The following is a 14500-nucleotide window of genomic DNA, read 5'->3' on the forward strand; positions in this document are numbered from 1 at the left end:
CGTATGAATGACTACTCAGCGCATCAACTTCACTTCTTCCTCTATTAGCGGAGAAAACATACTTACACCTCCCGCGCTTAATACACAACGAGCTTCCGTAGATCTACAACGCCACTCTCGCTGGTGAATCGCACAAAATACAGGCCGGAAGGTAAAGCCGGTAACGGCACCGGCGTGGTCAACGCGTTGAGCGCATTCCTGTATAGCTCACGACCGGTTGCGTCCACCACCTGCACTGTGTAGCGCCCGGGCTCATTGCTGTACACCGTCACCGGACGCCCCTGCGGCACGGGGTTGGGAAACACAAGCACCGGGAGGCCCGGGAAATAGTAGGCGGTAACCAGCTCGCTATAAAACACAGCACCACCGGCGAGTTGCAGTTGCAGGCGATAGCGATTGATCCCCTCGTGCAGCCCGGTATCGGCCAGGAGGAAGTTGGTGCCCGACAACGGCGAAAGCGTTTGGCGTGTTACGTAGGTGGATCCTTCCTGGCGCTGGAGCACCAATGCCGTAACACCGAAGGCGGTGCCGATGCTGGCCGTAAACTCAGCGCGGTTGCCCGCCTGGTTGCTCAGGTAAAAGCTCCGGAAATAACATTCCACGCCCTGCGCGTCGTACTTTAATATAAAGCTGCGTTGTCCCGGGCGGCCAGCCACGAGAGGCGCAACGGCATAGTACAGGGAGGGGTGGTCAGACTTGCGCAACAGGGCGAAGCTATCCGTAGAACTACGGAAACCGGCAAGGTAGCGGTCGGCGAGCTCGTACAGGCGGTAGTTCTGCGGCGGCACATGGTTCCAGAGCAAAAGGAAGGAATCGCTGCAATTAAAACCGGTGCCCAGGTTGATGCGTCGGCTGATGACCGTTTCATCGGAAATGGCGTCAGGGCCGGCCCCACGCAGGCGAAACCGAACAAGCCCCGTGGTATCGGGCGCCTGCCAGGCAAAAAACGACGTCGCCGGATCAACCGAAGAAGCGATCGGCTGCCAGGCACCGCCGTTGAGGCTCCATTCGAGCGTGCCACTGCCGCTGCGGTTGGAAAGCCAGCGGAGCACCGTTCTACTCCCTGCGCTCAGCGGATCACCGGCGCCCGGGAAAGTCCATTGAAAACGGCTGGCGGTATCGAACTGCCAGGCCAGCGAAAAAACCTGGCGGCCAACTACGCGGCTGCCCTGCACCCGTACCGTATAAATACCTGCCGACGGATTGTCTACTGTAACCTGCTCCTGGTTGTTGAGCGTATCGAGGCCGCGCCGGGCAGCCTGCGAAAGTGTAGCAGCGTTGGCTGCGGGTTGGAGTACCCAGGGCTGGGTAATGGCGGAGGCGCCGTCTTCCAGCTGCAGGTCCAGGTCGTTAACGAGTGCTTTCGCAGCACCGGGCGCAGCAGGTGCATCCGTCCAGGCCGCCAGCACACGCAGCCGGCTGAGACTTGCCGGAACATTGATCGTAAAGATCCGCGTTTCCCCCTGCGCCAGCGAGTCGATGCGGTAGCGACCTTCCTGGATCGTTTGCACGGCATCCCAGGCATTGAGGCGCCCGTAACCATATTGATAGTCGACCTGACCAGGGCCGGCATCCTCGGCACTGTTGAGCAGCACGGCCCGGAGCAGCGAAGAAGGCGGAAGGGTTCCCGTGCGCAAGCGATAGGCCTGCTGGAGCAGGAGTGCCGTACCCGAAACCAGTGCCGACGCACCGGAAGACCCGTCTTGCCCGAATGCTGTGAGCTCGGGCTTTACACGCCCGTCGTGCGCGGGACCACGCGAACTGAGGGCTTCCAGCACACCCAGCGAATCGGCGGCACCAACCACCAGTACGTTCTTCGCATTTTTAAAGTTTCCGGTCAGATTGGACCAACCGCTGAGCCCCGCATAGGGTCCACCCGCCGGGGCGGCTGTGCCGGAGTTGCCCGATGAAAACACAAAAGCCAGCGAAGAGTTGCGTACCGCGGCGGAATCATAGGCCGCAGCTTCATTACCATACACACTTTCTACGATCGACCCGTAGGAATGATTTTCCACGGTGATGCTGAGACGGCGGTAAAAACTGTCGGGCTCAGGAAACAGCGTGCCGAAACTGACGGACGTCAGCAATGCGGCGGGCGCTGCGCCGAACGCAAAAGGCGAGCTGTTGCCGCCTCCGGCGATGATCGTGGCCATCAGCGATGCATGCGATGTGGCGGTGGCTGCGGCCCGGCTGCTCGTGAGGATGCGCCCTTTCAGGTCGATGTCGGAGGTATCGAAGGATTGCTCCTTTACTGCTGCGGTGAGCGAATCCCCGCGCAGCGACGGGTAGCGGTCCTGCACGAGGTTGATGCGGTTCAGTGAGCGGTCGAGGAAGCCACTGGTCAGCTCTTCGTTTGGGGGCGGCGGATTCGTTTGTGCATGGGCGTGAGCAGCCGAAATCAGGAGTAGAAGGAGCAGTCTAAGGGCGGGTCGGAGCATAGGGCAGGTTTCGCTTACGAAGGTGGGGATTTTTCCATCGTGCGCCGCGACCCGCTGCTGTGGCCATTTTCTTAGACGAAAAGCCTCGTTGGAAACCTAAGGGGCACTAAGCGTTTCTCAATATTTTTTCTAAAGGCTTAAACTTGATTGCAACGTTGTTTAAAAAATTGTGAAGAAATTGTTAAGCAGGCCGCTCTAACTTGACACTTCTCGTACCCCTCTTCATTTTTTCAAAAAACACACACAAATTCATGAAGAAAATCAGCACCTCGATCCTGCTTGCCGCCATCGCTTCGATGAGCCTTCTGTCCTGCAAAAAGGAAGCAAAAGAAAGCAACGCAATCCCCACGGAAACCCTGAACCAGATCCAGCGCCTGGGCTTTAGCACGGACAATGTGCAACGCAGCAACGGCGGCTTCCTGGTAGAAGGCGACATCGTGCTCCGTGAGTCGGACCTGAGTGCCAACCCGAGCTCGCCCAACATGGTCATTGCTCAGGAAGAGCAGTACCGCACATTCAACCTGGTGAGCCCCTCCAAGCACCCGGTGATCAAGATCGCACTGAACAACAGCTCGGCCGCACACGAAGCAGCCTTCTCGGCCGCCCTTGATGAAACAGTGCGCCGCTACAACGCTGAAGGCCTGACGATCAGCTTCCAGCGTGTAACCACGGGCGCCGACATCTCCATCGTAGCTTTCTACGAAGTGAGCAACACGCTCGGCTCCTCGGGCTTCCCCAACACCACCGGCGACCCGTACAACGAGGTAAAGATGAACACCTACTGGTACAGCTCGGGCACCGATGCCACCAACACCAACTACATCGCGACCATCATCGCGCATGAAGTGGGCCATTGCATTGGCTACCGCCACACCGACTACTTCAACCGTGCCTACAGCTGCGGCGGCCGCAAGTCGAACGAAGGACAGGCCACGAATGGCGTAGGCGCCGTTCAGATCCCGGGCACTCCCTCGGCTGGCGATCCGAACTCCTGGATGCTCGCTTGCATCGGTTCGAACGTCAACCGCTACTTCAACGCCAACGACAAGATCGCCCTGTCGTACGTTTATTAAGACATCAGTGCACATGAGACAAAGCGCCGCCTCCGGGTGGCGCTCTTGTTACCAGTCATGCGCCATCGTATTTTTACGGTCATCCGTAAGCGCATTTACGCATTGCCTGTTGCGTATTTAACGCAAGGCTTTACCGAAAGCGCACACAGATCTCACAGGTTGCGGCACAACTTGCTATATTGAAATTGTCTCACCCCAAAACCCACACACACATGAAACGTTTTGCATGGACGCTGGCAATCGCCGGCATGGCCGTCATCGGCATCACCTCCTGTAAGAAGAACACCAAAGAATCCGCCGGCGCTCCGGCCGTATCGCAGGAAGCACTGGCACAGATCCGCGCGTTGGGCTTCAGCGACCAGAATGTTCAGAAGGTTGCCGAAGGCTACCTGGTAGAAGGCGATATCGTACTGACGCCCTCCGAACTGCAGCAGCGCGCTACATCGCCCGAGCTTATCTATGCCCAGGAAGAGCACTACCGCACCAACAACCTGGTGAACACGGGCTCCTATCCCACCATCAAGGTGGCGCTGAACAACAGTTCGTCGCAGCACCAGGCCGCCTTCTCTGCAGCACTGGATGAGGCCATCCGCCGCTACAACGCGGAAAACCTGACGGTGAAGTTCCAGCGCGTGACTTCGGGCGCCAACACCACAGTGGTAGCCTATTACGAAGTGAGCAACACACTTGGCTCGTCGGGCTTCCCCACTTCTTCCGGCGCTCCGTACAGCCAGGTAAAAATGAATACTTACTGGTACAGCACGGGCACGGGCACGACCAACATCAACTACATCGCTACCATCATGGCGCATGAGCTCGGCCACTGCATCGGCTTCCGCCACACAGACTACATGAACCGCGCTTACAGCTGCGGTGGCTCTGCTGTGAATGAAGGCTCCGCCGGTGTGGGTGCCGTATACATCCCGGGCACGCCTTCCGGTGCCAGCGCCAGCTCCTGGATGCTCGCCTGCGTAGGCAGCAACCAGAACCGCCCCTTCACTTCGGCTGACCGCACTGCTCTGAATTACATTTATTAAGACCGCTTCGCCGCAACCGGAAAGCCGCTGCTTCTGCAGCGGCTTTTTTCGTAATCAACCGGTGGGCTTTTCGATGCGGAAGCAGTAGCGCTGCAGCTTCCCGGCGAAGTCGAAGGGCGTGGTGGCCCTGGTGATGTCTTTGACCAGCGGCGATTCAACGCGGTGGACATCCAGCTGGAAGCGCGTGTAGTTGGTGCTAAAGAAAAGAATGCCGCCCGGGCGAAGCAGGCGCAGGGCGCCGTTGATCATCGCCACATGGTCGCGCTGTACTTCGAGCATATCGTCCATGCGCTTGCTGTTGCTGAACGTAGGCGGATCAAGTACAATAAGGTCATAGGCCGGCTCGCGGGCATCCAGCAGCAGGCGTAACGCATCGGCATGGATGCTTTGGTGCCGGCTGCCGGCGTCGGGGAAGTTGAGTGCTACGTTGCGATCGGTCCAGGCCAGGTAGGTCTTCGAAAGGTCTACCGAATGCACGCTCCGCGCGCCCCCGGCCAGGGCATACACCGAAAAGGAGCCCGTGTAGCAAAACAGGTTTAGCAGGTCCTTGCCGTCGGCGAGATCCCGCACCAGCCCGCGGGTAATGCGATGGTCGAGAAACAATCCTGTATCGAGGTAGTCGGTCAGGTTGACGAGGAACGACAGGCCGCCTTCCGAAACGGCGAACTCGTGACGCTGCTCATCGAGCTTCTGGTATTGACCCTGCCGCCCTTCCTTGCGCTGCCGGAGCTTTACGTGGATCGCCTCCGGGGCCACACCGGTCACTTCCGACACGATCCGGAGGCATTCCTGCAGCCAGGCGGCGTGCGCATCGTCATCGAGGCCGTGGCGGCGCTTGTATTCGGCCACATACAGCCGGTCGCCATAGCGTTCAATCAGCAGCGGCGCCTCGGGCAGGTCGTGGTCGTAAATGCGAAAACAGCTGATCCCCTGCCGTGCCGCGCTTTTGCCCAGGTGCCGGAAAACCTTGTCGAGCCGGTTGCGGAACATTAAAAGTTTGTCAAAGGATTGCTGCATTGCTAAATTTTTTAGAACTTCGGGGCCCTGTTCAAGCGCCAAAAGTACTGAAGTGGAGTATGCGATCGTGGATATCGAAACAACGGGCGGCTATGCGGCCGGCAACGGGATCACCGAGATCTCGATCCAGGTATTTGACGGCCGTCGCGTGATCGACCGCTACGAATCGCTGGTCAACCCCGGTATGTCGATCCCGCGCTACATCCAGGGCTTCACGGGTATCGACGACGAAATGGTGCGCCGGGCGCCCTTCTTCGAGGAGATCGCCGAAGACGTTTACCGCTATCTGGACGGCCGCGTGTTTGTGGCGCACAACGTCAACTTCGACTATTCTTTTGTAAAAAGCCAGCTGGAGCACTGCGGCTATGCCCTGCAGGGCAAAAAGCTGTGTACCGTGCGCCTCGCGCGCCAGATCTTCCCGGGCCATCCTTCCTACAGCCTCGGCAATCTTTGTCACACACTTGGCATCGAGCTCCAGAACCGGCACCGCGCCGGCGGCGACGCCGCCGCTACGGCGGAATTGTTCATCCGGCTCATTGAAGCCGACGAACGCGGCGTCATCGATAAAAGCCTGAAGAAGACCTCCAAGGAGCAAACCCTTCCGCCGCACGTGCCGGTCGAGGACTTCAAGGCCCTGCCCGGCTGCCCAGGCGTTTATTATTTTCACGACAACAAAGGCAAGGTGGTCTACGTGGGCAAGGCTAAGAATATCCGCAGCCGCGTCAACAGCCATTTCAGTAATAATTCGGACAGCCGCCAGAAGCAGAATTTCCTGCGCAGCGTGCACCGCATCACCTGCCAACCAACCGCCACCGAGCTGATGGCGGCCATCCTGGAATCTACCGAGATCAAACGCCTCTGGCCCGCCTTCAACCAGGCGCAGAAAAAGCCGGAAGACACCTTTGGCATTTTCGCGTATGAAGACCAGGCCGGCTACCTGCGACTGGCAATCGAAAAGCGCCGGCGAAACACGAATCCCATCTACACCTTTCATTACAAGGTAGACGGGCAAGGCGCCATCCGCCGGCTGGTGCGCGAATTCAGCCTGTGTCCGAAGCTCTGCTTCCTGCAAACCGACAACGAGGGATGCCATGGAGTAACTGAAGCCTGGTGCCAGGGTGCCTGTGAAAAGCGCGAAGCGCCAACGCCGTACAATGAACGCGTGCGGGAAGCGATTGCCGCGCTGACAAGACGCCCGTCCTATGTCGTGATCGACCAGGGGATGAACGAGGAAGAGTCATCCTGCATCCTGGTAGAGCGCGGTGATTTTTTCGGCATGGGCTACCTGCCCCGCGACCTTCAGCAGATGAGCCTTGAAGCATTAAAGGAATACCTTCAGCCCTACAAAGACAACAGCACCATCCGGACACTGCTCAACAGTTACATCGTGCACAACCCCGCGCAGGTGCATCACCTCGACAGTTGATTTCCTCGCTTTTCTTAACTTTTCGACTACATTTCTGAGCGCCTCCCCGTTTACCGTATTTCTACGGAAGGGCTTCATTTGTTAAATCCGTGCAAACGCAACTCTGCCGTAAGTTTGCGCCGACTACCATTCATCATATTTCACCGGTAAAAACACCGCGGTTGACGATAACGGTAACCAATCCCCTACTGCTAAGAGTATCTTCGGATTCCAAACAGTTAACCATGTCAAACGCCCTTTTTACCAAACCGTCCGCCCTTGCTTTTGTTGCTTTTCTAACCTTTGCCGCCACGTCGTGCAGTAAAAAAGACGTCGCCGCCCCGGCCCCTGTGCAAACCGAAGCGGCCGCGGCTCCTGCTGAAAGCATATCCGCTGCCGAGGTAGATGAGCTGACCACCTTTATCCGTTCTACTACGGGCGAAGAGCATGTAACGTTTGATGCCGCAACGCGAAACTTCGTGATCGCCGGCGACGCGGCGATGAGCCTGGATGAAGCCCGTTCGCACAAAGAAAGCCGCACGGTAGGCGCACAAACCGAGCACCGCAAGGCCTACTACGTGGTGGCCCGCAACAAAGCCAACGTGATCAAGGTGTACGCAGATGCAACTGTTCCCGCCGTATGGCTGACCGCCCTCGACCGTGCCATCGCCAACTGGAACGCTTCCGGCAGCTACCTGCGCGTTTCGCGCGTAACCACCTATGCCACCGGCACCCTGAAAGTAACAGCGGTGAATAACGGCGCCACCGGTGTGATCGCCACCACCTACTACCCCGATTACAGTGGTAACGTAGGTCGCAGCTGCACCATTAACACCAACTATAACTACCTGAGCTCTGGCCAGCAGACCTTCGCTATCACCCACGAGTTGGGTCATGCCTTCGGTTTCGGCCATACCAACAGCACCTACGGAACGCTGGTAACGGGCACGCCCAATACCGACGGCAGTTCGGTCATGAACTCCGTATGCCTTACCTGGAGCGCGTTTACGACGTACGATAAGCTTGCCATTAAAACGGTGTATCCCCTCTAATTGTTTTGCCAAACACACCTGCCAAGCCTGCTCTTCTGAGCGGGCTTTTTTGGCTGCATCCCGCCCTAAACCCTTCCCGAAAGGAAGGGGAAATAGAAAAGTCCTGACCATTGCTTTGGGTCGTATTAGAAACCTACTGCTCTAACGTAAGATTGACGTTGTAAAGACGCTTCGATAGAAATGCCTCCTTGTGGGGACAAGGGGGCGGCCCTATTGCCACTCGAAGTCGCCGGTCTTGGGCATGCTCTCGAAAATGTGGTGCACATTATCGGGCGGCGTACACAGCTTGCGCTGGCGCACGTCCATCCAGGCACCATCCACCACGAGGGTGGCAGCAAGCGTGTCGCCGTTTTTGATGATCTCGTGGCGGAAGCTCCAGCGTGAAAAGTCGCGGCGGCCACGCCACAGGGCGAGGTTGATCTTTACTTCGTCGCCGGAGCGTATCTCGCGGCGAAAGGTGCACTCCTCGCGAAACAGGATCGGTCCGATACCGAGCTGCTGCATCATTTGTGCATTGAGGCCGTGCTCGTTGAGAAACTCTACGCGGCAGTAGGCGCCCCAGTCGTAATAAACAGAGTGTCGCAGGTGAAAATTGGGATCCAGGTCCGACCAGCGCACCTGCAGTATGCGTTCGAATGTGGGCATGTTGCGAATTTGAATTGCTAAAATAAGCCGCACCGGAGGGCGCACGGCCCGAAGACCTTATTTTTGTTACCATTCAAACTCGACGCATGAAAAAAATCTTCCTCGCTACCGTTCTCGTGGCTTCTCTAGCGGCACAGGCCCAGAAAAAGCCCGCTGCCAAGACCGCCGTTAAATCTGCTGCCGGTGGCGCCGTCCTGAAAACCACCACCGACTCGCTGTCGTACGCCATCGGTGTCAATGTGGCGAACTTCTACCGCCAGCAAGGCATGAAAGGCATCAACCCTACGATGGTTGCCAAAGCGATCAACGATATAGTAAACGGTAAAACGCCCCTCCTGAACGACAACCAGGCCAACCAGGTAATGATGCGCTTCATGGCCAAGGTGCAGGAAGAACAAGGCCGCGAGCAGGCACAGAAAGCCGGACCGACCATCGCCGCCGGCGAGCGCTTCCTGGCTGAGAACAAGAACAAGCCCGGTGTCAAAACCACGGCTTCCGGCCTGCAATACGAAGTCATCAAAGAAGGCACCGGCGCCAAGCCCGCCGCTACCGACCAGGTGATCGCCCACTACGCCGGCACGCTCATCGACGGCACCAAATTCGACAACTCTTACGACCGCGGCGAACCGATCACGATCGGCCTCAACCAGGTGATCAAGGGCTGGACGGAAGGCCTGCAGCTGATGTCCGTCGGCTCCAAATACCGCTTCTTCATTCCCTACCAGCTGGGCTACGGCCTCCAGGCAGCCGGCACCATCCCCGCCGGTTCGGCACTGATCTTTGAAGTGGAACTGATCGACATCAAGAAGTAATTTTCACAAACCATAGAAAAGGGGCGTCCGCCAGTATGCGGACGCCCCTTTTTGTTTTCACAGGTAATCATTTATTGCCAGAAGCTACAGCAGCGGCGCAGCAGTGAGCGGGTTCGCGCCGATCCATGCGCAGGCTTGCCCCGCTTACCTAGGGTTAAAAAAGGTGCCAGAAATAAGCCCTCCCGTATTTCTACGAAAGGGCCTTGGATAATAGTATTTGGGAAATGGCTTGCGCGAGGCTTATTTGCCTTTCTTTCCGGCTACGGCAGCTTCTACAAGGTGCAGCGCCTGGCGGAACTGCTCAGATTCGGTGAGACGTGTATTATCGAGCACGACCGCGTCTTCAGCCTGCCGCAGCGGGCTCACTTCGCGGTGCGAATCGATATAGTCGCGCATCTCGAGGTTCGACTTCACTTCCTCGAGCGTTACATTCGGATTCTTCTCATACAACTCTTTAAAGCGGCGCTCCACGCGCACAGCATTGTCGGCCGTCATGAAGATCTTCAGCTCGGCATCGGGAAACACCACGGTACCAATGTCGCGACCGTCCATCACGATGCCCTTTTGCAGCCCCATTTGTTGCTGCTGCGCCACGGCAAAGGAGCGTACTTCTTTGATGGCAGCCACTTCGCTTACTTTTTCAGCCACCACGAGGTCGCGGATCACGTACTCCACATTTTCGCCATTGAGGAAGATCTCCGACTGACCGCTTTTTTCGTTGGGAACAAATTCGAGGGAAATGTCCTGCAGGGCTTGTTCCACCTGCGCCGTTTCCGTCCAGTCCACGTGGTTGCGTAAAAAGAAAAGCGTGATGGCACGGTACATGGCGCCGCTGTCTACATAGATATAGCCGAGGCGGCTCGCCAGTTGCTTGGCCAGTGTGCTTTTGCCGCAGGAGGACCAGCCGTCGATGGTAACAATAATCTTCTTCATGGGAACGCGGCAAATTTGAGCAAGATGCGCCGAACCAACAAAAAAAAGGCGGCTCCCCCGGGGAGCCGCCTAATCGAAAAACAGAACAAGCCTAGTTGCGGAAGTAATTCTGCGTATAGAGCAGGCCTCCTTTCGGATTGCGTACTTCGATGCGGTAGTTGCCGCTTGTCAGCGCATCCACGTTCAGGCGCAGGTTATTGGCACCCTTGCCGGCCGTGACCTGCTGCGTGGCGATCACCTGGCCCACGCCGTTGCGCACGTCAATGAACAGCTGCGCATGCTCAGGCGCGTCTACAGACAGGTAGGCAGCGCCGCGACCGGGGTTGGGATAGACCGGTGTAAAGGTCCAGCCGCTTTGCTGCGCTTCGGCGGTCGCTTCCGGGCTGCGCGTGATGGCCGACGCACGGGCACCCAGCGCGTAGTAGGCACCCACATAATAGGTAAACGTAATCGTATACGAAGCACCTACGCCCGGGATTTCCGTATACACCGGCACATAGCGGCGGGTGTTGGTGGATGTAGCCAGGTTGTACGAGGCCGCATTGACCTGGAATACCTGGAAGTTGGCGCGGTTGGTACCGGTGGCCGTTTCGAGCGCAGCCAGTTGGGCATTCGTATAGAAGAAAGTCACCGTGCTCGACACCACGAGGTTTTCGGCGGGCGTCAGGCGCATCACTTTATCCGAAACCTTCCAGGTGTTCGAAGCATCGCTGTAGAGCGTAAAGGTGCTGTTGCCGCTTTTCTGCAGGCGCGCCGCCACGCATCGGTAGCTCTTGGTGCTGCTGTTGTTTTTAAAGCGTGCCATCACCTGTCCGTCCTGGTAGCTGTAGATATACACATCGGCATTGGGATAGCCGTTCTCGCCGCCGGTAGCGTCCACGTCGTTCTCCAGCGCGCGCGGCGTGCCTTTTACCGCCAGGTTGTCTACTTCCACGCTTACGGGGCCGCCGGCGTTGCCGTCATTCACCCAGCGAAAGGCGAGGTAGAATTGCTTGTTGGCCAGCGAAGGCGGCAGGTTGACACTGTAGGTACCGCTGGCGGGCGTAACCGAAGCAAATTGCCGGTAACCGTTACCACCGAGCTCGGTGTAGTTGACGCCATCGAGCGAGTAAGCCAGTGCCATATAGTCAAACACGGGCAACCGGTCGATGTTCGGGTCGGCGGGATCCACGCTTTGCACATCCACCTCGCCTTGCACGCGGTAGTCGAAGCTCAGGCTCACCTGTCCCAGTCCGCGCGCGTCGATGCGTGGCGAGCGAATCAGCGTGCGGCTTTCGCTGTTTGAATTATACGTGCCGCCCGGAAGCGGTGTATCGGTGAGGCCATCCTTACCGGCGATCGCCAGCTTGTTGTTGAAGATGCCCCATTGGTTCTTTCCCGTCGCCAGCGGATCGCCGCTGGTTTCGGGCGTTTCCAGCGTTTCGGCCCAGCCATCGGGATCGGCAAAGCCATCGGCCCGCGTAAAGGTTTCGCTGAGCAGCGTTTTCTCACCCGTACCGATCACCGGCACGGCGTCGTCGTCGAGGATCGTAACCGTGTATTGATTGTTGATCGGGCTCGCCAATCCTCTCGAGAAGGTAACACTGAGCTGGATCGTCTCGTCGTTTTCCACGGTACCATCGTTGAAGATGCGGATGGTGTAATTCTGCTTGCTGACGCTGTTGGTGCTGTTGGTCAGCTTGAGGATGTTAACCGTCCAGTCTACGTTATACGTAGCAGTACCGCTGTAGTTCAGGTATGCTGTCGTATTGGCGGGAATGAGAACCGGGATGGTCAGGGTACGCTCTTCGTTGCATCCGGTGGCGTTGGTGGCTTCGAGCACCGTTTCGCCGGGCGTATACACAAAGCCGTAGCGTACCACGCAGGGCGCCTGGAAGGCAGCACCGACACCCACCGCATACCAGGCGTTGGTAACGCTGGCTACGAGGCCGCTGCAGGGATCGCCCGTAATGGCGGTGGCCACCTGGATCGATACATCACGGGCTTCCGTATACGTTGCATTGGAGCTGAGGAGCGATTCCATCAGGAAGGTCACCTGCTCGGCCTGGTCGAAGCCCACGCCGTTCACGCGGTAGCTGTTGCCCAGGTCATTGAGTTCGTCGTCAGAGTCGGCCCGGTAGTACCAGTCGGCATTCAGGCCTGCGGGGCGGGTGCCGTTGAGCGAGCCGGCCGTGAGCAGGAAGAACCAGTGGTTGATGACGCCGCTATTGGTATGCACCCCGCACTGGTCGTTGGCCAGCGTGGGCGTACAGGTCGGGTTCACCCAGTTGGTGCCGCCGTAGGTGTCGGGGTTGCCCTGTGCCTTCGGATTGTCCATACGGCGCAGGGGCGCGTCGGCGTTGGCGCCGATCTGCTCGCCGATATAAAACGGACGGTAGGCGCCCGTAGGCACCGTGCTGCCGCTGCGCACCATGGCAAAATGCTCGATACAGGCCGCCCAAATGTCGCTGAGGCCTTCGTTCATAGCACCCGATTCGGAGGCATACACCAGGTCGGAGGTAAAGGAGCAAACGCCGTGACCGATTTCGTGGCCGCATACATCCAGCGAGGTCAGGGCCTTGAAGCCCGTAGCGGTGGGGCCAGAGCCGTCGCCGTAGGTCATCGCCGAGCCGTTCCAGAAGGCGTTGTCGTAGGCCGGACCGTAATGGATGAAGCTTTTGATCTTAGCATTGTTGCCGTCGTAGCTAAGGCGGTTGTGTTTCGCCAGCCAATAGTCGTATACCACTTCGGCGCCCCAATGGGCATCCCAGGCGATGTCGTCATTCTCGGCCTCAAAAGGACCGTCCTGGTTGCTGCCACTGCGCTTGTGCTCGGCCACCGACCAGTTATTATCCATGTCGGTAAAGCTCTTCCCCTGCAGGTAAAGGCTCGGAACCGAGATCGGCAGGCCGCCGAGGCCATTGAGGTCGTACGTTTCGATGCCGCCGCCGCGGGTGTCGTCGATCAGCGCGTAGGTAGCGCCGCCCGGGGTAAACAGCAGCTCCGAAGTGGGGTGGCTGCTCGTGAGCGGCAGACCCGAGTTGGGGTCATTGCCACTGATCATTTTGGTTTTGATCACCTGTGTGCCGGCATAACGCGTTTGTACCGTCGCATCCACCGATGCGGGTGGTGTCGGGTTCTTTCCATCCACGTGCTTGATGATCTTGTCTACTAGCAGCGTGTGGCCGTCCTGTGCGTCGATATACACCCAGGCGCGGAACAGCGGCTCGGCCGCATAGATATTGAATTTCCATGCCAGGCGCGGTTGCGCTTTGCCGGCAGCGGAAAAGTCCTGCACGACCACCAGCTCGCCTCCGGGCTGCACGGCGGCCAGCTCGGCTTCCAACGCCGCACGCTCATGGCTGTTGCTGCTACGCTGCAGGCGTTCCTCGATGGCTTCCCAGGCAAACTTGCGTCCGCCGGAAAGGGTTTTGGCGCGGCCCAGCGCCGTGGAGCGGTCAAGCGCCGGCTGCAGCGACAGACCGGCCGGCACGGGGTACCAGGCGCCGTTGTAAAAGCTTACGAGGCCGTTGCGCACGAGGGCTTTGTAGCCGGCGCGGTCTACCTTGATGCCGCGGTAGTACTGGGCGAACTCGATCACCTCAACGTTGCCGCTGGCGGCCACTGTGCGCCCGGGCTGCAGCGCATCGATGCCGCTGCGAACGCCTAGGTACTGACCCAGCGCCAGTTGCGCCTCGCCGCGCTTGACGCCCTGGCGGGCCTTTAGCACGATCATCGAGGGGCTTTGCCGTTGCTCGCTGAATTTGAATTCCTGGACGCGCGGATCACTTTCGATCCGCTTGCGGCTTTCTTCAAAAGCACGCTCGTCCTGTTGTGAAAAAACCAGTTGGGGGAGGAGTGCCAGGGACAACAGCAAGGTTGCACCCCGGAGTGTGTGTAGAACAGGTTTCATACGGAAAGGGCGGGTTTATGGGGATAATTAAAAAAAGCTAGGTCATGCGCATGGCTTTGTATAGGTAAGGTGTTTCCCCGGGTAGCAGGTTGGCTGTGTTATCTCTTGCGTGTTGGACGATCTGCCCGAAAACTCAACAATTCCTGTGCCACTGTTAAGGAAATGCTAACGAAACGGAATACTACGATCAACATCG

At 58.2% G+C, this 14500-nt stretch carries 10 protein-coding genes; 5 read left to right on the forward strand and 5 right to left on the reverse strand.

Annotated elements, in window-relative coordinates; all coding sequences use genetic code 11:
- Positions 1-77 precede the first annotated feature (77 nt).
- Positions 78-2438: a S8 family peptidase gene (locus tag E0486_RS03380; protein WP_131850730.1), complete on the reverse strand. Its 2361-nt coding sequence runs from the start codon at positions 2436-2438 to the stop codon at positions 78-80.
- Between the two features lie 251 nt (positions 2439-2689).
- Here E0486_RS03380 and E0486_RS03385 point away from each other — a divergent pair, with 251 nt between their 5' ends.
- Together E0486_RS03385 and E0486_RS03390 are read left to right on the forward strand one after the other, a co-directional pair.
- Positions 2690-3511: a M57 family metalloprotease gene (locus E0486_RS03385; protein WP_131850731.1), complete on the forward strand. Its 822-nt coding sequence runs from the start codon at positions 2690-2692 to the stop codon at positions 3509-3511.
- A gap of 212 nt (positions 3512-3723) precedes the next feature.
- Positions 3724-4548 carry a M57 family metalloprotease gene (locus E0486_RS03390; RefSeq protein ID WP_131850732.1) on the forward strand — a complete coding sequence of 275 codons (825 nt, stop codon included), beginning with the start codon at positions 3724-3726 and terminating at the stop codon, positions 4546-4548.
- A gap of 54 nt (positions 4549-4602) precedes the next feature.
- On the opposite strand, the gene E0486_RS03395 is transcribed toward E0486_RS03390, so the two are convergent.
- On the reverse strand, positions 4603-5565 hold the full coding sequence (locus tag E0486_RS03395; RefSeq protein ID WP_243697363.1) for a class I SAM-dependent methyltransferase: 963 nt from the start codon (positions 5563-5565) through the stop codon (positions 4603-4605).
- A 52-nt stretch (positions 5566-5617) separates the two neighbouring features.
- Between E0486_RS03395 and E0486_RS03400 the strand changes: the two genes are divergently transcribed.
- Complete coding sequence (locus tag E0486_RS03400; protein ID WP_131850733.1) at positions 5618-6991, forward strand: exonuclease domain-containing protein; 1374 nt, start codon at positions 5618-5620, stop codon at positions 6989-6991.
- 224 nt (positions 6992-7215) lie between these two features.
- Positions 7216-8022, forward strand: coding sequence for a M57 family metalloprotease (locus E0486_RS03405; RefSeq protein ID WP_131850734.1), 807 nt, complete (start codon positions 7216-7218; stop codon positions 8020-8022).
- Between the two features lie 210 nt (positions 8023-8232).
- On the opposite strand, the gene E0486_RS03410 is transcribed toward E0486_RS03405, so the two are convergent.
- The gene (locus tag E0486_RS03410) at positions 8233-8667 is read right to left on the reverse strand and encodes an acyl-CoA thioesterase (protein WP_131850735.1); all 435 of its coding nucleotides are present in this window, start codon (positions 8665-8667) and stop codon (positions 8233-8235) included.
- An 86-nt stretch (positions 8668-8753) separates the two neighbouring features.
- On the opposite strand from E0486_RS03410, the gene bamJ reads away from it, so the two are divergent.
- A complete protein-coding gene (gene bamJ / locus E0486_RS03415) occupies positions 8754-9479 on the forward strand; it encodes a BamJ family beta-barrel-assembly machinery protein (protein ID WP_131850736.1) in 726 nt (241 codons plus the stop codon).
- Between the two features lie 240 nt (positions 9480-9719).
- On the opposite strand, the gene cmk is transcribed toward bamJ, so the two are convergent.
- Positions 9720-10412: a (d)CMP kinase gene (cmk, locus tag E0486_RS03420; RefSeq protein WP_131850737.1), complete on the reverse strand. Its 693-nt coding sequence runs from the start codon at positions 10410-10412 to the stop codon at positions 9720-9722.
- Between the two features lie 91 nt (positions 10413-10503).
- Positions 10504-14304 carry a M4 family metallopeptidase gene (locus E0486_RS03425; RefSeq protein WP_131850738.1) on the reverse strand — a complete coding sequence of 1267 codons (3801 nt, stop codon included), beginning with the start codon at positions 14302-14304 and terminating at the stop codon, positions 10504-10506.
- Positions 14305-14500 lie beyond the last annotated feature (196 nt).

The sequence above is a fragment of the Flaviaesturariibacter aridisoli genome, assembly GCF_004343705.1.
GTDB lineage: Bacteria > Bacteroidota > Bacteroidia > Chitinophagales > Chitinophagaceae > Flavisolibacter > Flavisolibacter aridisoli.

Bases quoted from the DNA above. Each gene is read 5' to 3' on its own strand.
- E0486_RS03380 (WP_131850730.1), bottom strand. From the start codon at position 2,438: ATGCTCCGACCCGCCCTTAGACTGCTCCTTCTACTCCTGATTTCGGCT.
- E0486_RS03385 (WP_131850731.1), top strand. From the start codon at position 2,690: ATGAAGAAAATCAGCACCTCGATCCTGCTTGCCGCCATCGCTTCGATG.
- E0486_RS03390 (WP_131850732.1), top strand. From the start codon at position 3,724: ATGAAACGTTTTGCATGGACGCTGGCAATCGCCGGCATGGCCGTCATC.
- E0486_RS03395 (WP_243697363.1), bottom strand. From the start codon at position 5,565: ATGCAGCAATCCTTTGACAAACTTTTAATGTTCCGCAACCGGCTCGAC.
- E0486_RS03405 (WP_131850734.1), top strand. From the start codon at position 7,216: ATGTCAAACGCCCTTTTTACCAAACCGTCCGCCCTTGCTTTTGTTGCT.
- E0486_RS03410 (WP_131850735.1), bottom strand. From the start codon at position 8,667: ATGCCCACATTCGAACGCATACTGCAGGTGCGCTGGTCGGACCTGGAT.
- bamJ (WP_131850736.1), top strand. From the start codon at position 8,754: ATGAAAAAAATCTTCCTCGCTACCGTTCTCGTGGCTTCTCTAGCGGCA.
- cmk (WP_131850737.1), bottom strand. From the start codon at position 10,412: ATGAAGAAGATTATTGTTACCATCGACGGCTGGTCCTCCTGCGGCAAA.
- E0486_RS03425 (WP_131850738.1), bottom strand. From the start codon at position 14,304: ATGAAACCTGTTCTACACACACTCCGGGGTGCAACCTTGCTGTTGTCC.